Source organism: Pseudomonas sp. St386 (assembly GCF_018325865.1).
Classification (GTDB): Bacteria; Pseudomonadota; Gammaproteobacteria; order Pseudomonadales; family Pseudomonadaceae; genus Aquipseudomonas; species Aquipseudomonas brassicacearum.
Genome location: NZ_AP021900.1, coordinates 1,189,000 through 1,209,362, shown reverse-complemented (window position 1 = coordinate 1,209,362; position 20,363 = coordinate 1,189,000). Strand labels below are relative to the sequence as shown.

At 52.5% G+C, this 20,363-nt stretch carries 14 protein-coding genes and 1 tRNA gene; 10 read left to right on the top strand and 5 right to left on the bottom strand.

The features are described from left to right. Window positions 1-5: 5 nt before the first annotated feature. Window positions 6-1,055, bottom strand: coding sequence for a tRNA preQ1(34) S-adenosylmethionine ribosyltransferase-isomerase QueA (queA, locus tag KI235_RS05195; RefSeq protein ID WP_013692319.1), 1,050 nt, complete (start codon window positions 1,053-1,055; stop codon window positions 6-8). Between the two features lie 108 nt (window positions 1,056-1,163). On the opposite strand from queA, the gene KI235_RS05190 reads away from it, so the two are divergent. The 7 genes from KI235_RS05190 (at window position 1,164) to KI235_RS05160 (ending at window position 12,689) form a co-directional block, all read left to right on the top strand. Then, window positions 1,164-1,248 (top strand) — tRNA-Leu (locus KI235_RS05190). A gap of 367 nt (window positions 1,249-1,615) precedes the next feature. Continuing rightward, the gene (locus KI235_RS05185) at window positions 1,616-1,945 is read left to right on the top strand and encodes a hypothetical protein (protein WP_003197976.1); all 330 of its coding nucleotides are present in this window, start codon (window positions 1,616-1,618) and stop codon (window positions 1,943-1,945) included. A 98-nt stretch (window positions 1,946-2,043) separates the two neighbouring features. Then, window positions 2,044-2,295, top strand: coding sequence for a hypothetical protein (locus KI235_RS05180; RefSeq protein WP_212795576.1), 252 nt, complete (start codon window positions 2,044-2,046; stop codon window positions 2,293-2,295). Window positions 2,296-2,678: 383 nt separating this feature from the next. Further along, window positions 2,679-3,038: a hypothetical protein gene (locus KI235_RS05175; protein WP_212795575.1), complete on the top strand. Its 360-nt coding sequence runs from the start codon at window positions 2,679-2,681 to the stop codon at window positions 3,036-3,038. Window positions 3,039-3,665: 627 nt separating this feature from the next. Then, entirely contained in the window at window positions 3,666-10,205 is a 6,540-nt protein-coding gene (locus KI235_RS05170) for a CHC2 zinc finger domain-containing protein (RefSeq protein WP_212795574.1), read from the top strand. Window positions 10,206-10,333: 128 nt separating this feature from the next. Continuing rightward, entirely contained in the window at window positions 10,334-11,164 is an 831-nt protein-coding gene (locus KI235_RS05165; protein WP_212795573.1) for a hypothetical protein, read from the top strand. 280 nt (window positions 11,165-11,444) lie between these two features. Further along, on the top strand, window positions 11,445-12,689 hold the full coding sequence (locus KI235_RS05160; protein ID WP_212795572.1) for an IS256 family transposase: 1,245 nt from the start codon (window positions 11,445-11,447) through the stop codon (window positions 12,687-12,689). 157 nt (window positions 12,690-12,846) lie between these two features. Here the strand turns inward: KI235_RS05160 and KI235_RS05155 are convergent, their stop codons facing one another. The 3 genes from KI235_RS05155 to KI235_RS05145 all read right to left on the bottom strand — a co-directional run bounded on the left by KI235_RS05155 (window position 12,847) and on the right by KI235_RS05145 (window position 14,748). After that, entirely contained in the window at window positions 12,847-13,206 is a 360-nt protein-coding gene (locus KI235_RS05155) for a DUF6124 family protein (RefSeq protein ID WP_212795571.1), read from the bottom strand. Window positions 13,207-13,588: 382 nt separating this feature from the next. Further along, window positions 13,589-14,194, bottom strand: a complete 606-nt coding sequence (locus KI235_RS05150; RefSeq protein WP_013692307.1) for a hypothetical protein — start codon at window positions 14,192-14,194, stop codon at window positions 13,589-13,591. A 68-nt stretch (window positions 14,195-14,262) separates the two neighbouring features. Continuing rightward, window positions 14,263-14,748 (bottom strand): DUF3592 domain-containing protein, encoded by a 486-nt coding sequence (locus KI235_RS05145; RefSeq protein ID WP_212795570.1) that lies wholly within the window; start codon window positions 14,746-14,748, stop codon window positions 14,263-14,265. Between the two features lie 356 nt (window positions 14,749-15,104). On the opposite strand from KI235_RS05145, the gene KI235_RS05140 reads away from it, so the two are divergent. From KI235_RS05140 to KI235_RS30335, 3 genes are all read left to right on the top strand, one after another. After that, window positions 15,105-16,748, top strand: a complete 1,644-nt coding sequence (locus tag KI235_RS05140; RefSeq protein ID WP_212795569.1) for an alkaline phosphatase D family protein — start codon at window positions 15,105-15,107, stop codon at window positions 16,746-16,748. A gap of 198 nt (window positions 16,749-16,946) precedes the next feature. Next, window positions 16,947-17,849: a GGDEF domain-containing protein gene (locus tag KI235_RS05135; protein WP_244864287.1), complete on the top strand. Its 903-nt coding sequence runs from the start codon at window positions 16,947-16,949 to the stop codon at window positions 17,847-17,849. Beyond that, a complete protein-coding gene (locus tag KI235_RS30335; protein WP_348532467.1) occupies window positions 17,774-18,031 on the top strand; it encodes a diguanylate cyclase in 258 nt (85 codons plus the stop codon). Before KI235_RS05135 ends, KI235_RS30335 begins: the two co-directional genes overlap by 76 nt. On the opposite strand, the gene KI235_RS05130 is transcribed toward KI235_RS30335, so the two are convergent. After that, on the bottom strand, window positions 18,015-20,363 hold the full coding sequence (locus tag KI235_RS05130) for a TonB-dependent receptor (protein ID WP_212795568.1): 2,349 nt from the start codon (window positions 20,361-20,363) through the stop codon (window positions 18,015-18,017). The genes KI235_RS30335 and KI235_RS05130 overlap by 17 nt on opposite strands.

The following is a 20,363-nucleotide window of genomic DNA, read 5'->3' as shown; positions in this document are numbered from 1 at the left end:
GCGACTCATACTGTTTCCTCGGGTCCGCGTGGCGCGGGGTTACGGGTGATGAACATCGCATCACCGTAGCTGAAAAAGCGGTATCCATGCTCGACAGCGGCCTTGTAGGCGGCCATGGCTTCGGGATAACCGGCGAACGCCGAAACCAGCATCAACAGCGTGGATTCAGGCAAATGAAAGTTGGTGACCAGGGCATCGACCACATGAAACGGCCGGCCCGGGTAGATAAAGATATCGGTGTCGCCACTGAACGGCTTGAGCACGCCATCGCGGGCTGCGCTTTCCAGGGAGCGCACGCTGGTGGTCCCCACCGCCACCACCCGACCGCCGCGGGCGCGACAGGCCGCCACGGCATCGACCACTTCCTGGCTGACTTCCAGCCATTCGTTGTGCATGTGGTGGTCTTCGATGCGCTCCACGCGCACCGGCTGGAACGTCCCGGCGCCGACGTGCAGCGTCACGAACGCCGTCTCCACGCCCTTGGCCGCAATGGCCTCCAGCAACGGCTGATCAAAATGCAGCCCCGCCGTCGGCGCCGCCACCGCCCCCAAGCGCTCGGCGTACACGGTCTGATAACGCTCGCGGTCCGAACCTTCGTCCGGGCGGTCTATATAAGGAGGCAACGGCATGTGCCCAACACGGTCGAGCAGCGGCAACACCTCTTCGGCAAACGCCAGCTCGAACAACGCATCATGGCGCGCCACCATCCGCGCCTCACCGCCGCCGTCGATCAAGATCGACGAACCGGGCTTGGGCGACTTGCTCGACCGCACATGGGCCAGCACGCGATGGCTGTCCAGCACCCGCTCCACCAGAATCTCCAGCTTGCCGCCGGAGGCCTTCTGGCCAAACAAGCGCGCCGGAATCACCCGGGTATTGTTGAACACCATCAAATCGCCCGGGCGCAAATGCTCAAGCAAATCAGTGAATTGACGGTGAGCCATGGCACCGCTGACCCCGTCCAGGGTCAACAGTCGACTGGCGCGACGCTCGGCCAGGGGGTGGCGAGCGATCAGCGAATCCGGGAGTTCGAAGGTAAAGTCAGCAACACGCATGATGGGGTTCGTCTAGCAGGGCCGGAAAGTCTAGCGGAAATATCAAAAATTCACCATGAAACGTGATTGACCAACGGTAGGCACCTCTCTATACTTCGCCGCCATTGAGCCCTGATGGCGGAATTGGTAGACGCGGCGGATTCAAAATCCGTTTTCGAAAGGAGTGGGAGTTCGAGTCTCCCTCGGGGCACCATCTTAAAGAAAGACCTTGAAATTCAAGGTCTTTTTTTTCGTCTACAGGAAAGTGGTTTGGCCGGGGCCCAAGCAGATCCAAGCCAAACCCCGATCCGCTTTTGTGGCGAGGGGATTTATCCCCGCTGGGTCGCGAAGCGGCCCCAAATACCCAACCCCATGGTGAGGAAGAACCTGGGGACAAGGAAGAACCGGTGGCAGGGAAGATCCTGTGGTAGGAGAAGAACCTGTGGCGAGGGAGCTTGCTCCCGCTTGAGCGCGAAGCGCTCACAAAAAAGTCTCCACCCTCACCAATACCCCGAGCAGCCAAATCCAAGACATTAACCATCACCCCACCCTCCTCACCCAGTCACAAAGGACTTCACCCCATGGAATTGCTGCTGGAAACGGTCGCTCTTTACTCCCTCAAGCTGGCTTATGAGACAGAAGGCCACAGCCCAATTCTGCGGGATGATCCGTTGATGGGCAGTTGCGACCGTGAGGTTTTTGAGTTGCTGATACGGCGGGGCGATGTGGCTGGGATTCAGGGCGAAATCAGTCGATGCCTGGATTTAGCGTTGGGAGCGATTGGCGGGATGGATACGGTGCTGGGCCGAGAGCTGCATCGTTTAGCTGCGGATTTCAGCGCTGTGCAGAAGATGGACGACCTTCACGCTCCGCTCATCGCGCTTAACGGTTATGTGAAAGATATTCTATAAACCGCAGCGCTCGTTCCCACGCTCCGCGTGGTAACGCATCCCGCGACGCTCCGCGTTGCAGACTTAACAGCCAGAACACACGCCTACGCAGGCAATCCATGGACGACATCATCACAGTGATAGGCAGTTGGCTAACCGAAACCCATGAAGCGAAACGGCGAATGGTGAGCAACCTGGAAATGCTCTTCTGGGTTGCCGTCGCGATTGTCGGCGCGATCGCCGCGAAGGATTACGCTGCGAAGCGTAAAACACTGATGACGCGAACGGTGCAAGCCTTGCCGGAGAAGGATCTCGTCGCTACGTCGTTTAGTGACGAAGAGGGTCGTGCGATTAAATATGCTGCATCCTGAGACGGGCTGAGGGCGGGTATACCGTTAGCGTGATGCGGGAGGCGGACGGGGAGCGCACCGAGTCGTGTAGCGAGGTGATTCCGTCGTTGGAGAGGGTTGAGGTTTATCTTACAAGCTGTACTTCGTTTGTTTTGTCGGATTTCAAAGGCTGAAGTGAGGCCGCCAAGCCTCAGTCATGAGGAAAAAGGCGAGTTCAAACAGCCATGAGATAAACGCACGAAAATCTCCTCCAAGCTTGAGAAAGCACAACGGGAGCAACTCGGCGAAATCGAAAAAGCTCAGACCGCTGAACAACGTGCTGCCGACGCATACGCAACAGCTTTGGCCGACGGTGACGACGCAGCCGAAGAGCGTGCCGAAAAAGCTCTCAAGCATCGGAAGCAATGACGCAAGCCGCTCAAGGTAAACGTGGACTCAATACGCTTCTGGCTACGTTAACGACCGAGATTGAGAAATTGGATGTTGCGATCTCAGACGCGAAGCAGCGCCTTGCAGATTATCATCAAGACCAGCTGAACGCGGCACGCCTACTCTGGGCAGAACGCTTGGACAAGGCGGCGCAAAACTTTACTAAAGTCGCCGCACAGTTCACCGCGACAGAGAAAGCGCTCGGGCGTCGCTATAGCAACTTGGAGGATCTCAACGTCTCTTTGCAGGCCCCAATGGGTCCCAAACACATCACCCATCGCAAAATCCTTGAAATGGCACAGGCACTTTCTATCGAGGAATTGCTAGCAGCGTGACCCGAACATATCACCGCTGAAGCGGTGATAATCCAAAACCGGTGCCCCTAGGCGGAACACCAAACGTGTACCACTTAGCTTGTGTTCCGGTTTTACATTTTCGTTGTTCCACCAGCGAAACCCTTGTAAACCGGAGCTTCCAGCCCAGGTGGAACACATGGAACACACGGAACACCCAATTTCCAGCTATCTGAAAGCCCCCGTGCCCCATGCCAAGCGGTGGCCTTCAGCGGAGGAGTACGCGCCACCACCACAGCATTGCGCGTCTTTTTTTGGCTCGCTCGTGATCCAGATCGTCCGCTCTGACCTAGTAAGCGACTTCAGGCCAGCTGACGAAACCAGGAATCATGGGTCCTCCCTAGGGGGCCGCCCCCTACACGGGTTATCAGACTCGCAGTTTTCCTCTAGCTGAATCCGCCTAAGGGATGTCCGTCTTTTTATGGAGGTCCTAGCCGTTAGGCTCATAAAAATCAGCTAGATTGGTTTATTGGAGAGATATCGCTACTATCGAATCAGCAAACCTCCTTTTACAGGGAAAAATATTTGCCGGGGCATTAAAAAAAATAACAACTTTAAAAACGATAAGAATATCTATCATTATCAAATTTCAAAATAGGGAGCAATTAAGTGCCTAGGATTGACTACCAAAAACTACTAAACGATATTTCAATTGAAGATATTGCCACCCGCCTAGGCATGACATTAAAAAAAACCGGAAACGATCAATTCCGAACACTTTGCCCCTTTCACGATGACAAAAATCCATCACTACTCATTGATACAAACAAAAATAATGGTCAACAACACTATCATTGCTTTTCCTGCGGCGAACATGGTGACACCATTGATCTCGTCAAGAAAAAGCTTGGGCTTGGATTTAAAGATGCAGTTGAATGGTTAAGTCCCTCTAGCAATATCTCTGCGAATCGAAACATCAACAAGAACACAGCCCACAAAAATTCAATCCCCGCCGCCTCTTTTCCCGCCCTACAGTTTGGCTACAACTTATACAAAAAAGAATCCGTCACCGCCAAATTAAAGTCTTGGCTAGACCAACGCAAAATTGACTTCGAACTTGCAAAAAAAGCAGGACTTACCTATGCACCACGCAACATTCTGTCTCGAACATTAGAAAGCCAAAAAGACCGCTCTATCAGGCGAGAGTACACTGGCGACCTAGAAGATGCACTTCTGATCCGCAAAGTAGTACCTGGCGTGAGTACCAATACGCACCTACAACTAAATTCCAGAATAGATTCATTCAACAGATACAGCGATTTTTTCATCGAAGATCGAATTATCCTACCTATAAATGATGAGAAAGGTCAATTAGTTGGATTAGCCGGCAGGGCTGCCAACAAAACCTCAGGATCAACGATACCGAAATATCAGTTGACTAGAGAGTTCCCAAAGTCCTCCATATTGTATCGCGCCGATACTGCCTTCAAGGCTATTAGAGGGGAAGCAAAAAAAGGCAGTAAACACGTCACTATTTATATTTGCGAGGGTTTTTTTGACTCCCTTCGCTTTGAGCAGCTCGGACTTACATCCGTCGCCATTATGGGAAGTTCAATCAGTGAGCAGCAAATAGTCTTACTAGCATCGTTGAGAGACAGCCTGCCAAAAGATACAACTTTGACTATTGCTTTAAGCTTTGACAGGGATGAAGCAGGTTTACGAGGAGCAGCGGACGCCTGCCTTAAACTAATGAATGCCGCTCTTGAGTGTGAGTTCCTTTGGCCGTCGGACTCACATATCGCAAGTATGGGAGGTGATCCGGGCAGTACGAAAGACCCCGATGATTACCTTCAGTGCTATGACGTCGAAACAATCCGCCAAGGTCTCAGTGATTCGACATATGCACCGGCATTAGCAATTCTGGCTTACGCTTTCGGCACAACTGCCGATGAGTTACTTGACAAAGACATATGGTCGTCCGCGCCAAGAGCTAGACGATTCCGGGCTTTTAATCAAGCACTCAACCATATAGAGAAAGCGATTGGTTCTCAGACAATAGAAACATTTAAAAGCTCTGTCTCAATTTGGCCAACAAGCTTTAATACCACGGCTCTCAATGATTGGATTGACTTTATAGATGAGCCTCGGGTAAAAAACCACAAAACTCATAGTGAAGAGTTTTTGAATAACGCTGGCGCTCGGCTTAACCACTCTCGAATTCTCGCATATATGGGATCCAGACGAGGAGAACTTCCGTGTGATGAACCTCGATGGGAGCGCTTGGATATTGCAGCGACTGCCTTCAACACGCTACTCGCTGACAGATTATATAGCAGTCAAGCCAGCGCCCCCATAAGCGCCTATAACGCAGTTTGGGTGCCTAGGTCTTTCGGCGGGAACGAACATAGACTTAAAATAATGCCTCGCCCCGAAGACTTGGTAATCCAGCAATACCTACTAAACGAAATACTCACCGAAAGATGGGACCAGAATACCTATACCGGTTCAGGATTTAGCTATTCGATCCCTGCAGTACGTTACTACCGGGAGACTCGAAAAACTATAACCACGGGATTCGACATCAAAGGAGATGGAACTAGGACAGTATTAACAACGCCAACACTTAGTTTTGCTTACCAAATTGACATGGATGTTCTTGAGGGGCGCCAACCCGCCACAGATCAAGGAATGTACAGACCTTATGCTGAATGCTGGCGTGAGTTTATGGCTTCCTTGACAGATCAGGCTCAAGAAATTGGGACCGTACACTCGATACGGCTTGATGTTAAGCGCTACTACGATAGGCTTAGGCGATATGTCGTGCGTGATCGATTACTCGCTCCTCTTCAAAGCGCTGTAGCATCAGTGACAGGTAATACTCCAGAATTCGCAGAACTATTAAATTTTGACATCTTAAATCCTGACGCCGCTACGAAAGCAAGTACAATTCTAGATCGCCTTGACGAACATCTTTTTGGTGTAAATTATTTAAAACCGGATACTGGAACCGAAGATAGTACGGATCCTTCTATGGGCATTCCACAGGGCCCAGTTTTATCAGCTTGGATCGGATCAATTGCATTATTTCCTGTTGATGAAGTAGCCCATCGCTTCATGATGCGTACCAATACCAATAAAAAGCGCGTTGGCTATGCCCGATATGTTGATGATATCGTACTTCTTGCTGATGATCCGATAACGCTAGCTGAAATGAGAGAAGCAATTGATCAATGCGCTCGCAAGCTTGAGTTAACACTGTTAGCTAAGGCAGACGAAATACCCGCTATGAGCGCCGAAGACTTTTCGACGTATATAAATCAAGGTAGAGCTTTAGCCGCGTACGGTCCCGCTTGGGAGCCTCCATTAATAGGGGATGGAGAATCTGGCTGGGACTTTTGGTCTATTGCTCCGGCGACCGATCGTCAATCAGCTCTACAGTTACTCCACAACGTAGAGCTCTACAAGGCATCTAAGTCAACCCTTCTTAAAACTGTAAAAACAGCATTCCAAGCACCTGATCTTCGTGCATCGGAACTGCCCAAAGCCGCCAGATTAATTTGGTACGCTATCGCAGTGGAACATCTAGGAAATAAGGAAACTACTGAGCTTCTTAAGCAATATTTAGACGACTGGAATGAGTGTGTGCTGGATGCTCCGTGGAGCCTTTATCCAGCCGAAAACGAATGGGAATCGCCAATTCTATTTGCACTTGAGGGACTTGAACATCTCTTAGACAAGCAATCACGCGATATTCCCGAATTGTCCGCAGAAGAAAACTCCGTGAGACGCAAACGAATTGCCTGGCTTGCAGAATTAATACTAAGCAAAGGATTCAACTCCTACGTACTAGACGTCGCCCAAGGCCCAAAACATCAATTAACTGTTCGCTTATCATTGATAAAATGGAAGGCGATGCGACTAATTGGCGTGCATCCTCACTCAACATCAATGCTTGAAGCAGAGCGTTATAAACTGGTGCAAGAGTGGAAACCATTCGAATGGATGCATGAAGCGGTTGGCCTCCTTGTGAACGCGGACCATTCAGACCAAGACCCATTGACTCCCTTTGTGGCTCAAACAGCGAACCACAAACGAAATGGGACTATGTCAGGTTTTGCAGCAGACGTTTTCTCAGCTTTGCTGCCTTCGGAAGATCACCAACCTGATCAGCTAAGAAATGAGAGTCCTTCCGCCGAAAAAATCGCATTACAAACTTTGGCAAGTATCGTTCCAAAGGATCAGTTACCTGTATGTTTGAGTCGAAGGAGCAATCTAATCTGGGGATCGCAATCCAAAGACCTCCTAAACCGAGTCATACTTCCGCCCCTTCCGGGAATCATTACATCACGTCTGTTTTCCTGTTTAGGTAAAATTGAAAGAGACGGCATCGTAAATATTCAAGAATTTGAGGCACTGGACTTCTCTAAAGTGGAACAAATGCCAACCTTTCTTGGCTCCGAGAATGGCGAATCCATAAGAGAATTACGGCCCACCTGGACCCCTGAGACTATCGCTACATCTCTAACTCGCCTTAAAGCCAATCTATCAAAAGAGGAGCAAATTCGACTTAGAGAATTCGTCGCACCTGCTAATATTTATGTATCAGCAGAAACACTTAAGCTAGCTGCAAAAATATATAGGGCAATAGCCCAAATCGTCATAACGTATTCAGAGAGCCATGAGAACAAGGAATTAGTTCCTGCTTGGCCGTACATTGCCACTGATGTGGAATCGAATTTCTATTACCTAGTCGCCGAGGGTGTATCGAGAGATCAGTTGGGGAGCAGTGTTTTCGTTAGAGATGGTGGGAGAGCCCTGAGAACGGCTGAAGTTCCGATTTATGAAGCTAATCTCTGGAGGGTAGGAGTAGCTATCTCAGACTACCTCGGACTTCACGATGACTTTACAAAATTCAGTAGCGTTGACGCTGATATCTCTTTGGACGAGGCCGCTCTAGCCAATCCTGCTAGATACGTACTGCGGTCGCAATTACGCAAGCTTCGTGGCGCCTACGCTGACTCAAAAATTGGTAAAAGACGTAGCGAAGGTAACTCACTGCCAGCGACGATAGTCCGAGCTCTCCGTTTGTTAGAGACTTTTCCGGAAGAAAAAGCTGATAGCGAACAATGCGATCAACTGCTCTATGTCCTGACTGCTGAATCTGAATCCGCTGGGATGTATCTAGCTCTTCGCGACCAATTTGAAAACGATCATGCTTCTGGATTTCTAATTTCACTTACAAACAAAGTTCTAAACCGTCTTCCACTTTCTGTAGGAGAAGCTCTTTCAACTTCTGATCTTAGTCCGAGCTCAACTCGGAGAGACTTGGCTGGCCAACTTTGCTTTGCAAAGCGCTTATTCTCCGTAACGCACGACTCACCCATTACTGATTTCCCGGCCTGGAAAGCCTTGCGCGCAGGTATAGTTTGTACTGGTATTGCAACAGCATTTGATGGCTTGATCGCCTCTCTCAGAAGTCATGGTTCATACGAACGTAACGTTAATTTCGATTTCCCAGACGACTGGAATATCCCAAGAGCAACAGAACAGAAAATCAACGACATAATCACCAATAAAAAAAGCTCCCAAGTAAACAAACGTATCCCACTGATCGAACAATGCCGACTCCTAGTGCAGCATTTGGCCCATAGGATAGTTATAGGTTCTTCCGATAGTGTGCCTTTAGCCATATATGATCGTCTCAGCTCAATAGCAAAAACCCTGGCCCAAATCGAAAACACTGATATTGAAAATGAAACATTCTTAGAATGGCCTTTTGAGTTATTGAGCAGCGAAAGCCTAAACCTCCTTAATTTAGAGCTATTGGAATCCGTTGCGGCCCTGATTGGTATGATCGATAACCACCTCGGCTTCGAGCCGATTTTGGTAATTGAAAAATCATATGGATATAACCCGCAAAACAAACGCTTTACTGACTCAAGGAATGGGGTCCGCGACGTTACGCCTTGGATGATTACTCAATTTCCTAGGTTGACGAAGCACATCGAAGAGATATCTCATAACGATCAGTTCCTTCGAGTGTGGACCGAGGTTTTCGATAAAGCGAGTGGAAAACTTTTATCGGTATCAGCGCTGGGTGAACCGTTTGCGTCTATAGCAATTTCTAAGCCGAACCTTCAGTCTTTATTGCAAACTGAAGGTGAGCCTATAGCTGAAGAACAAAACTCGGAAATTCCAAAACATCACGAAGGTACATTAGGGCTACCAGCAGCTTTGCCAGCGGCCAACGTAAGCGATAACGACGCATCTTCCATAGATGAACAAGTCGCAGGAACTCAGCCAGATATCTTAGATGAAGAATCACTCTCCTCTGTAGAGAGCCGGGCACCTTTTTCCAGTGAAGGAACCGCTTCTCAGTTATCTAAAAACGCAGAATATAGTCGCGATGCGAACGCTTTTCGCAAACAACAATCTGAACAGTGGACAAGGCGTGGAGAAAAGTGCAAACCACAAGGGCTAGTTAGAATCGCACTGTTGCAAGCTGACTTTGACTTGACCTATCAACATCCATTAATAGAAGCTTGCCCTAGCCAGTGGCCGTTTTGCAGCAAAACCATCGAAGCGATCACTACAAGTTTGAGAAGTGATGTGGACTCCGTATATGAGCGACTGCTAAGAGCGACTGAAAAACATAACACAGCACACTTATGGACAGCGTTTGAATCACTACCAAGTTGGGCAGAACATCGCCGCAGGAGGATTATTAGCAGAGCTATAGATGCATGCCAGAACTTTGGCGTGGATCTATTGGTGCTGCCTGAGTATTCAGTCCGGAGAGATACTATTGAATGGATAAAATCTTACATTCAGAAAAAGAGCGTTTCCGTTCTCGCCGGAACTTACATGAATACATGCAACACCTCAGATAAAGATTATTTATCTGCCACACTGACTCTTCTTTGGCCTCTACCCCCCAAAATCTCCAATATTTATACCGCGTCACTACAAAAGAGGAATCTCGGCGAACACAAACATTTCGACGCACTGGATCGTGGTCACGTCCTCGACTTTGCACGAAATAAGAAATACCGCTCAATCGCTCTAGATGAGTTTTTCCGGCCATCATCTCAACCCTTAAAACCACTATTCAATCTTAATGAATTAGCAACAGAGCTCGAAAAAGTAGTCGGCTTTGAACCCACAGCTGATGTGATAAGTCATTTATTTACAGAATCTGAACTCCCCTAAAACACTTTATGGAACTAATATGTTCAGAAGCGTTTCTAGTCTCTAGCCCAGCAAACTACCTACATATGGGCGAAGATTTAAAAGCCATGTGGGGTAGGTTTGGGAGATCAGCGGATGGAGACGAAGTCATGAACGACATCAAAGCATTATCTGCACGACTGTCAATAACCGGAGATGGAAAAACGGGTCGACGATCTATCCTAACTGTTCCTGCCGCTACTTCGAGGTCTGCGGACTATTGGTTTGCAGGACAGGGATGTTTCTTAGCCGGCGGGACAACTACTGTGTTCTGCAACAGTATTGATGGAAAGACGCTCGTTGGTGGCAGCTGCTTCATCGGTCGAGGAAGCTGGAAGACAGAAGAAACAGCGCTGGGCTATCTGTCCAAGATAACACCCTATCATGGCTGGTCTAAAGGCATTTACTATAATAATAGAGATGATGCTCTAAGTTCAAAGGATCAAGCTTTAGTAATAGCAGATATTGATCCACACAATATGATGGAGGGCAGGCCTCGTCCTCAAACAATGCCGTCCCCATTACAACTTGTCGCCTACGCACCAATCATTGAGACTATCAATTGGGAAGTCACACAAAGTAATTTGATAAAAAAACTACCGGCTTCGCCGGGTAAATCGATAAAAGCATCGGCCGGCAAGTCAAAAAAACGCCCTCAGAACGAAGAGGACTTTTGGAAGCTTATAAGCATGACCAAAGAGCGTCTTAACGAAGAGACTCTTGATGAAATTTGGCGTAAATTTTCTGATTCGCGTGCTCTTTCGTCCCGTGCGGACGCATATCGAAACAATGGTGATATGCAGCCAAGTGCTCCAAAAGGTTCAATGGGTATGCTTGCCACACCTGCGTTTTACGACTGGATTGACGTCAGCTTGACATTGGACGATCACCAAGATCTCCCTACCATTGATGTTCCTCCATGGAAGCTTCCTTTAACCTGAGTTTTTCCGTCTTCGGCAAAATCGAGGCCTCGTATTGGAGGTCGATTTCCGCTCATGAAGGGCCTCGAGTCTCAGACGGTGTGTTTCCCCATACAGTGGTCTCGCAACATGAGTGCAGCGAAGTAATGGAGGAGGCTTCGAATCGTACAGGTGTCGCAGAAGAGCAGGCTATGTATCCCCATGTGTATCCCTCATGAATATAATTCGACTACAGGTCACGAAAAATATGGGACTGTCAGAAATTTTGTGTTCGGGCATAACATGAGTAAGAGGTGCATGTATGCCAACCAAAAAGAACCCCCTGCGTGACCTGCCCAAAATCCCCAAAGAGCTGCTTGAGCAGTTTGGTGAGGGGCTGATGACAGCGGAAGCCATCGAGGACGCCTCGGCGTTCAAGAAGGCCCTGATTGAACGAGCCTTGACCGCTGAACTCGGCCATCACTTGGGCTATCCCCCGGGCGCGCAGCGCCCGGAGGATGAAACTAATCAGCGCAATGGCAAGAGTGGAAAAACCGTTTTGACCGGAGATGGCCCGCTGCGGCTGGATATCCCACGCGACCGGGATGGCAGTTTTTCGCCCATTTTGATCCCCAAACACGAGCGCCGTTACACCGGTTTCGACGACAAGATCATCGCCATGTACGCCCGGGGCATGACGGTTCGCGAGATCAGAGCGTTTCTCCTGGAACAGTACGGCACAGATGTTTCGCACGACTTCATCAGCTCAGTCACCGACGCGGTGATGGAAGAGATCGGCGCTTGGCAGCAACGACCGCTTGAGCCGATGTACCCGGTCATCTTCTTCGACGCGCTGCGGGTCAAAATCAGGGAAGAAGGTCTGGTCCGCAATAAGGCCATCTACTTGGCCTTGGGCGTACTACCGGACGGAACCCGCGATATCTTGGGCATCTGGATCGAGACAACGGAAGGCGCCAAGTTCTGGATGAAGGTCTTCAATGACCTCAAGACACGCGGCGTCGAAGACGTGTTGATTGCCGTGACCGATGGCCTCAAAGGCATGCCAGAAGCCCTGAGCGCGGTGTTTCCTGAGACGACGTTGCAAACCTGCATCGTGCATCTGATCCGCAACAGCCTCGACTATGCAGCCTGGGACAAACGTCGGGAACTGGCCAAGGCTCTCAAACCGATCTATCAAGCGATCAACGCCGAGGCCGCCGAAGCGGCTTTGGACTCGTTCGAAAATGGGCCTTGGGGCAAACAGTACCCGACCGTCGTCGCTGCTTGGCGACGCGCCTGGGATCGAGTTATCCCGTTTTTTGTCTTCCCACCCGCCATTCGGAAAGTGATCTATACGACCAACGCGATCGAGAGCATCAACGCTCAGTTGCGAAAGATCATCAAGACAAGAGGCCACTTCCCAACTGATGACGCTGCCACCAAATTAATCTGGCTGGGCTTGCGCAACATCACCGCAAACTGGGGCAGTGCAGCCCATGACTGGAAAAGCGCCATGAATCAATTCGCGATCCTGTACGGGGACCGGTTCATCAGGCCGACGTGGTAAATGAAGGTCTGCCTAACGGCAGGCCGTCACCGGCCCGCACACAAAAAAACTGACACTCCCAAAAATATAGAATTCTAGGGTCTCCCTCGGACACAAAAAAAGGTCTTGCCAAGCAAGACCTTTTTTCAATCCAGTGTCAGAGCTTAGCCCTGCCGCGCTACCTCACCTCAACAATATCCAAAGCCCGATTCGCCAACAGCTCACTCACCTCAACCACCTGCAAAATCCCCATCGCAACACGCCGCCTCGACCCATCCAGATCAAACGCTAAATCACTGATCATGGCATTCGCCGAAGCCAGGTTCTCACTGAGATTCGCAAGCAAACACTCAGAATCCACACTCGGATCAATCCGAAGAATGGAGTCAGTCTTGTCAGACGTTTCGCTCTTAGGCTTGGGTTTCAGGTAGTAATCCAACGCTCGCGTGGCAGCGTCATCGATTTTCTTGTTGCGGGCGGACTGGGCGCGGGAGACGTGTTCGTTCGTATCGGGGGGATTCGGAGTATCTTTTGCCATCGTCTTGCTTCCTGTAGTTGGAGCCATCACCCGCTCGCTGCTAAACGATGGGAGGCAGCTGTACGCAGGTTAGCAGACCGGGGAAACAAGAAACCGGCGCGTCCGGGGACGCCCTGCGCACAGCCACCATCAAGTGCAGGATGGAGATTCCTGACTGGATGACGCCTTGCACAACCTGTTTCACCACGAGCTGCTAAACCCGATCACTGATGAGCAGTGACAGGTCCCAAACTACCGACGCAACCCCAGGCGAACAAGCCGGCGGATTCTGGCGTAGTTGTAGGCAAAGGCGCAAGGCGACGTAGCTTACGAGCGGAGGTCGCTCGTTGCCTGACAGACCCGGCTTACGTTACCCATTTCAGCCGGATACCCGGGCTTCAAATCAAGGCTTACCAGACGGCCCTGCTACCTGACGATCCGCAGTCACGATAAAGGGCCTGCCCTCAAGATCCATTTGCTCCAGGACCATCCTGTTCTTATCCACCTCCTTGATGCGCGCCTGCCCCGATCCCCCTTCGGGGTAGATATCACTGAGGTTGGGCATGCTGGGGCCTATAAATTGCGCCACTGTCAAAGGCGAAATATCTTGGCCGTCAACCGAGTAGGTCTTGGGTAACGTCTTCATCTGCTGCAGCGTGAACGACAGGTTTTCGCTGTCTGCGCTCCAGGTGCCGGCGCCATTGGCGCTGTATTCGAGCCTGAACGGCTTCGAAGGCTCTGTCCCAACCAGCGCGACGACGCCGCTGACGTTGTAATGATTGTTGGCGAAGTATTCGATGGTGCCCTTGAACTCGAACTTCATGCCGTCGCCGTTGGGATAGCTGAACGCTTCGGTCCAACGACCAATGAAGTGGCTTTTGTAGTAGTCGGCCCTCATTTCGGCCAACCAGGATGAAATGCTGGGGAACCCGGCCAACAAGCCAACAATCGCCACGATCGCGGCCCAGCTTTTTAGCGAGTACTGCTTGAGTGTCGAGACAGCGGTCATCCATAACTCCTTATCCATGAGGAGGCGCGCAGCACTCCGGTTTGCCTGAGCGGTTGTTGCCAGACCGCTCAATAGAAGCGGTCTTCTTCTTTCATGCGGTAAATGCGACCGAACGTCATGAAGGAAATTCCGAAGAACACCAATGTCAGCAATACCCCGCCAGCCATGACGAAGAAGCTGGCGCGATAAGTGTGTAGCTCGGTGGCGATGCTGCTGATTCGGGGAAACCAACGTGAATACAGCAGGGGAACGTCCCCCCCTACCTCGTACTGATCATGTTCGTTATAGCGTTGGTCCACGTATTCGTCTTCATGGACTTGCTGATCACCGTCGGCATATTGGTAACGAATGATGATGCCGTTTTCATTCATCGGGATGCTTTCCAGTTGCGTCACGGTGCCGTTTACCTCGACAGCGCTCCACCGAATGGCCCCATAAATGGACCCTGAGTGTTTTGCCAGGGAGGCTAGAAATAGCAGTACACAGCAAGCAACGGTAAGCAGGACGATTCGGTTATACAGGTGGTCTTTTTCAGCTTCGCGTGGGTAAAACATGCTCCGGTCCTTCGAATGGGATTGCTGCGCAACCTATCGGCGAGCGACCGGGCAACTTGAGTTTTTATTGAGGCCACGGCCCGTTCGTTGCTGTCGGCCTGTCGATAAGCAGGATTCAACGGTTTGTTATCCTGCCAAGTGTTTCATTTACTTAACAGCACGCCGTCAACACTTTCAATTATCGCCAAAAACAGGCGAGTCGATTCGACAAGCGAAGCGGTACGGCTATATTCACAATGCCTCCATCCTGATTGGATTTGAATCCTTCGCTGTAGATCCTGCCGGAGGGACGTAAGCATCCGAACCGGACTCATCTCCTGTTCTGAGATAACTATGCTCGGACAAAGGAATTCCCCATGGCTTTGGTCGACCCTAGAAATAACGAGTACGACGTTTCCAAACTACAAAGTGCAAGTATTATCGGACACGTCACCACCCAGTCTGCACGCATTTGGATTCGCGTCTATACACCAGGAAACTGGAGCCTGGTTTGGTCAAAAAATGCAATCGAAGGCGATTTGGTAAAGCTGGATGGCAAACCGCTGGCCGAGTTTTTGAAACCGTATAACTGTGCTTATGACTCATACGCATTCAGCTGGGAAGATGATCTGACCCATACCTTCGACCTTCAGGGCCTGGAGCAAGACACGACTTATTTCTACTATTTAATGACCGACGAGACGGACGGTACGGACACATTCCGCAGGACCGAAATCGGTTGTCATAAGTCACTCGCCTTCCGGACCATGGCAGACGAGATGCTTGATTTCAGCTTTGGATTCTATAGTTGCCATGATCCGTTCAACGCAAATGGAAGTTATGGCGCCTGGCCTCTTTTTCTGGAAAAAATGGATGTTTCAAACGCCAGATTCGCTATAGGGGGTGGCGATCAGGTGTATGTTGATTGCCAGGAAAGCAAGCACTTTCCTGACATCTGGGAGTGGTTGAAAGACAACAAGGACGACTTGATCGCAGAGTGTTCTACAAAAGGTAAGCTTGACCTTAAAAAGCTCGACGCGTACCTGCTCAATCTGTATCGCTGGTACTATCGAGTGTATTGGAAATTTCCACACCTCCAGGAAGCGTTCTCCAAATACCCGCAATACATGATCTGGGATGATCATGAAATCATGGATGGCTGGGGTTCTCGTACCGACGAAGAGCGAATCGCAATAATTTCCAGGTATTTCGAACGCGATGACAAGGTAATAGATAGAAAATTGGTTAATTCAATGTGGACGGCTGCGCGGACGGCTTACTTTGAATATGCGCACAGCCACAATCCCGAGACTGGCGTTTCCAAAGGCTCTTTGAAAAAACCAGAGACCTGTATCTGGGATTACGGTTTTGAAAAAGGCGGCATTCCATTTTATATGCTTGACATGCGTGGACATCACGACGTCGAAACCCCGGAAAAGAAGAACTTTCTTCTCGGTACAAAACAAATCGAACGATTCCAAGAATGGTTGAAAAGTAGCGCGAACTCATCCTCTCCCTTGTTATTTGTGGTTAGCCCGGTGCCATTCGTTCACTGGAAATCGGTGCTCTTGACGGCTGGATCCTGGCTTGACTCCGCCAAAGATGATTGCATGGATGAGTGGGACCATAGCAGCAACCATGCAGAGCGAAACATTCTGCTGGATTCCATCTTTCCAGCGCTGGACAAAAGCGGCAAGACATTGGTGTTCATCAGTGGCGACGTTCACTGTGCCGCTGCGTTTCGACTGAGCCATGATAAATATCGTAAAGCCAGTATTTATCAGGTGACCTCCAGCGCTATTTCCCGAATGCCCGCCGGGCAGTTCGCCGGAACCGGGATCGCAAATTCTGGAAAGATCAACGGTCATGATTCCATCTATTTCGAGCACCTTTTCAGTCACTCGGAAGATAAGAACTTTGCAATATTCCACGTAGCGGGTGGAGCCTCGGCATCTGTCGATCTCTGTTGGCCTGGTGGCTCACAAGGCGAAGCCGTGGTGAAAACCCTACGACTTCGCTGACTCCCGCTTGACGCAAGGCCTTGATAAAACCTGCGCACTGTAAGTCGCTATGGTGCGCAGTCACGTCCCGAAAATCTTTCCACTCCATCCCTTCCCGCAAAGCTCCCATCCGCTCCAGCAAACGCCCCTCCAATCCCCCGCGTCGATAATCCCCGCTTCACACACCCCAGCGTTGCAACCGAGCACCGTGTACCCCCCATGACCCTACGCACCTTCATCCGGAGCTATTGCCTCAACTCCAGGCTCGCCACGCATGCCCTGACCCGGCTGCACCGAGCGCTGTCATCCCTGGCCGCCTACCTGGCCCAGCAAGGCTTCGATTCCAACATATGGCCAGCCGCCCGTGACGAATCCACGCTCGACCGACGCCTCAACACCGTGTGCCCAGAGCTGGCCGCCACTGTGTTCAGCCACGCCCGCGAAGGCATCATCCTGGTCGACCCCTTCGGCCGGGTCATCGCCGTGAACGAGGCCTTCACCCGCCTCACCGGTTACGGGCAGGAAGAGATCAAGGGCCGCGAGCTGAACTCCCATCGCATGGTCCGTCGCCTCACCGCCTTTTACGCCCCCATGAAAAACGCGTTGGATTTCCACGGGCATTGGTCCGGTGAAATCCAAAGCAACCACAAGGACGGCCGGGAGATGACCTCGCGGATCAGCATCAGTGCGGTGCATGACCGTCACGGCAATGTTCAGCACTATGTGGCGCTGTTCAGCGACATGACGCAGATGAAGCAGCGTCTGCAGTTGCTGGAGCGCGATGCCCGGTATGACGCGCTCACGCAGTTGCCCAATCGGTTGTTGTTGGCCGAGCGGATGCGTCAGGCGTTGGGCAAGGCGCGTATTTATCAGCAGAAGGTGGCGATTGCGTTTATTGATCTGGATGGGTTCAAGGCGCTGAACGACAGCTACGGGCATGACTGGGGGGACCGGGTGTTGCAGATTGTCGCGGCGCGGATCAATGCGACGTTGCGTGAGGGCGATACGTTGGCGCGGCTGGGGGTGATGAGTTTGTCGCGGGGCTGGTGGAGTTGCAGGCGGTGGAGGACTGCGAGCCGTTGCTCAAGCGGATGCTGGCGGCGGCGAATGCGCCGATTTTGATTGGCGCGCAAACGGTGGAGATCGCGGCGAGTATCGGGGTGGCGTTTTACCCTGAGCATGGGCATGAGATCGATGGGCTGATCAGTAAGGCGGATCAGGCGATGTATCTGTCGAAGAAGGCTGGCGGTAATCGTTTGGCGTTTTGTCCGACGCGGTTTATTTCGGTCAATAGCGAAGCCTGACGGTGGTGCCGAGGGTGCGTTCGCTGCCGGTGATGACGCCGTAGTCGCCGGTGCCGAGCAGTGAATAGACGGCGGTGATGTAGTTGCGGTCGAAGAGGTTGCGCACCCAGCCTTCGACTTCCCAGGCACGGTCCTGGCTGCGCAGGCCCAGGCGCAGGTTGGTGAGGCCGTAGCTGGGTTGATAGCTGCCTTCACCACCTTCGAGGGTGCCGGAGTAGCCGGTGCGGAAGCTGTAGTCGATGCCGCTGAAGGCTTCCAATCCGTAGGGCAGCGGGTGGGTGTGGTCGAGGCCGCTGCTGAGGGTCCATTCCGGTGCGTTGTAGAGGCGCTCGCCGCTGAGGTCGCAGGTCCATTGGCCCGAGGCCGGTGGGCACGGGGCGTTGGGGAAGCTGCGGTAGCGCGCATCGCTCCAGGCCACGCCCAGGCGGCCGGTGAGTCGGGGGGTGAGTTGCCAGGCGGAATCGAGTTCGATGCCGCGCAGGCGGACTTTGCCGACGTTGATCAGGTTGTCCCGCAGGGGTGGTGCGAACAGCGACGTCGGTGGGCTGTAGGTGAGCGCTTGGTAGTTGTCGACGTCGGTCTGGTAGACGGCGAGGTCGAGCAAGGCGCGCTCATCCCAGAACCGCGTTTTCATGCCCAGTTCCAGTGATGTGGCCCGCTCGGGTTCGAAGGTCGGCGCGGTGAACGGGCCGACCACGTCGAAGTTGATGCCGCCGGCCTTGTAGCCCCGCGACCAGCTGACGTAGCCCATCACCGCCTCGCTGAAACGGTAGCTGGCGCTGAGGAGGCTGGAGACGTTGTGTTCTTCAATCGAGTCCTCGCGGTAATAAGCACCACCGAGGGCAATGTCGCGCAGCAATTGCCCACCGGCCTGGAACACCGGGGGCAAGCCAGTCAGCGGGGCGAGGTTGCTGACGTCGCGGGAGATCCAGCCGTCCTTGCGCTCCTGGCTGTAGCGCAGGCCGCCGGTGAGTTCCAGCGGGTCAATCGGGCGCCAGGAGAGCTGGCCGAAAATCGCTCGGCTGTCGCCCTTCTGCTCGCCGTCGTAACGTTGCCGGGCGCCGTCCAGCAGCATGGCCGGCACCTGGCTCGGATCGGTGATGGTGATGCGCAGTTTCTTCAGTTGCTCCAGTTGATCGCCGACGAACCAGGGCGCGGCGTCCTTGCCGAACTCGGCGTCGATCTGCCGGTCGAGCTGCTGGCGCAGGTAGTAAAGGCCGGCGACATAGTCGACGGACGAGCCGGCCGTGCCGGACAGGCGCCATTCCTGGCTGAACTGCCGGTGGCCCAGCTCGGTTTCGGACTGGATCACCGACAGCGCGGTGCTGTCGCTGTCGCGGGTGGCGCGGTAGTCCCAGTCGCGGTAGGCGGTGATGCTGGTGAAGCGCATTGCCTCGTCGAGGTCCCAGTTCAATTCCAGTGAGACGCCGTTCTGCAAGGTTTGCGGATGACCCGGCGCGTCGATCCGCGTTTCGCGTTGGTAGGGGTCGGGCTCGGCCAGCGGATAGCCGAGGAACTTGGCGCGCTTGCGGGTTTGCTCGCCGTAATGATTGACCAGCAGGACGTTGCCGGCTTCGTTTTGCTCGGCATAGTCGGCGATCAGGCGGGCGCTGAAGTCCGGGTTCGGCGTCCACAGCAATTGGCCGCGCAGGCCTTGGCTGTCGGCGTCGCCGAGGCGGCTGCCGTCTTGCAGGTTTTCCACGGCGCCATCGGAGGCGCTGTCGAAAACGTTGAGTCGCCCGGCCAGCACGTCGTCTTGCAGTGGCCCGGAAATCGTCCCGCGATACTCATGCAAACCGCGCTCGCCGTAGCTGGCTTCGAGGTTGGCTTCGGGCTGGAACGTCGGTTGTTTGGTGATGATGTTCAGCGCGCCGGCGGTGGTGTTTTTGCCGAACAAGGTGCCTTGCGGCCCGCGCAAAACTTCGATGCGCTCGATGTCCATCAACTCGGTGAAGGCCATGCCCTGGCGCGCCTGGTAAACGCCATCGACATAGGTGCCGACGCTGCCTTCCAGGCCTTCGTTGTAGGCGGTGGCGCCGAAGCCGCGCAGGCCGAAGCCGGCGTAGCGGGCATCGTGGCCGGACACTATCAAGCCCGGCACGCGTTGTTGAATGTCTTGCAGCCGGTGCAGGCCGGCTTCGTCCAATTGATCGCCGTAGAGGACGTTGATCGGGATCGGCACGTTTTGCGGATCTTCCTCGCGGCGGCGGGCGGTGACGGTGGTTTCGTCGAGCGTGAGGACGCTGGGCGCCGCTTGTTCAGCCTGGACCTTCGCCCAGGGCACCATCGAAAGGCTGCCGAGCAAAAGCAGTCGGTAACCCCAACCCTGCAC

Coding starts and splice junctions, on each gene's coding strand:
- queA (WP_013692319.1), bottom strand. CDS start 1,055: ATGCGTGTTGCTGACTTTACCTTCGAACTCCCGGATTCGCTGATCGCT.
- KI235_RS05185 (WP_003197976.1), top strand. CDS start 1,616: ATGGAATTGCTGCTGGAAACGGTCGCTCTTTACTCCCTCAAGCTGGCT.
- KI235_RS05180 (WP_212795576.1), top strand. CDS start 2,044: ATGGACGACATCATCACAGTGATAGGCAGTTGGCTAACCGAAACCCAT.
- KI235_RS05175 (WP_212795575.1), top strand. CDS start 2,679: ATGACGCAAGCCGCTCAAGGTAAACGTGGACTCAATACGCTTCTGGCT.
- KI235_RS05165 (WP_212795573.1), top strand. CDS start 10,334: ATGAACGACATCAAAGCATTATCTGCACGACTGTCAATAACCGGAGAT.
- KI235_RS05160 (WP_212795572.1), top strand. CDS start 11,445: ATGCCAACCAAAAAGAACCCCCTGCGTGACCTGCCCAAAATCCCCAAA.
- KI235_RS05155 (WP_212795571.1), bottom strand. CDS start 13,206: ATGGCAAAAGATACTCCGAATCCCCCCGATACGAACGAACACGTCTCC.
- KI235_RS05150 (WP_013692307.1), bottom strand. CDS start 14,194: ATGACCGCTGTCTCGACACTCAAGCAGTACTCGCTAAAAAGCTGGGCC.
- KI235_RS05145 (WP_212795570.1), bottom strand. CDS start 14,748: ATGTTTTACCCACGCGAAGCTGAAAAAGACCACCTGTATAACCGAATC.
- KI235_RS05140 (WP_212795569.1), top strand. CDS start 15,105: ATGGCTTTGGTCGACCCTAGAAATAACGAGTACGACGTTTCCAAACTA.
- KI235_RS05135 (WP_244864287.1), top strand. CDS start 16,947: ATGACCCTACGCACCTTCATCCGGAGCTATTGCCTCAACTCCAGGCTC.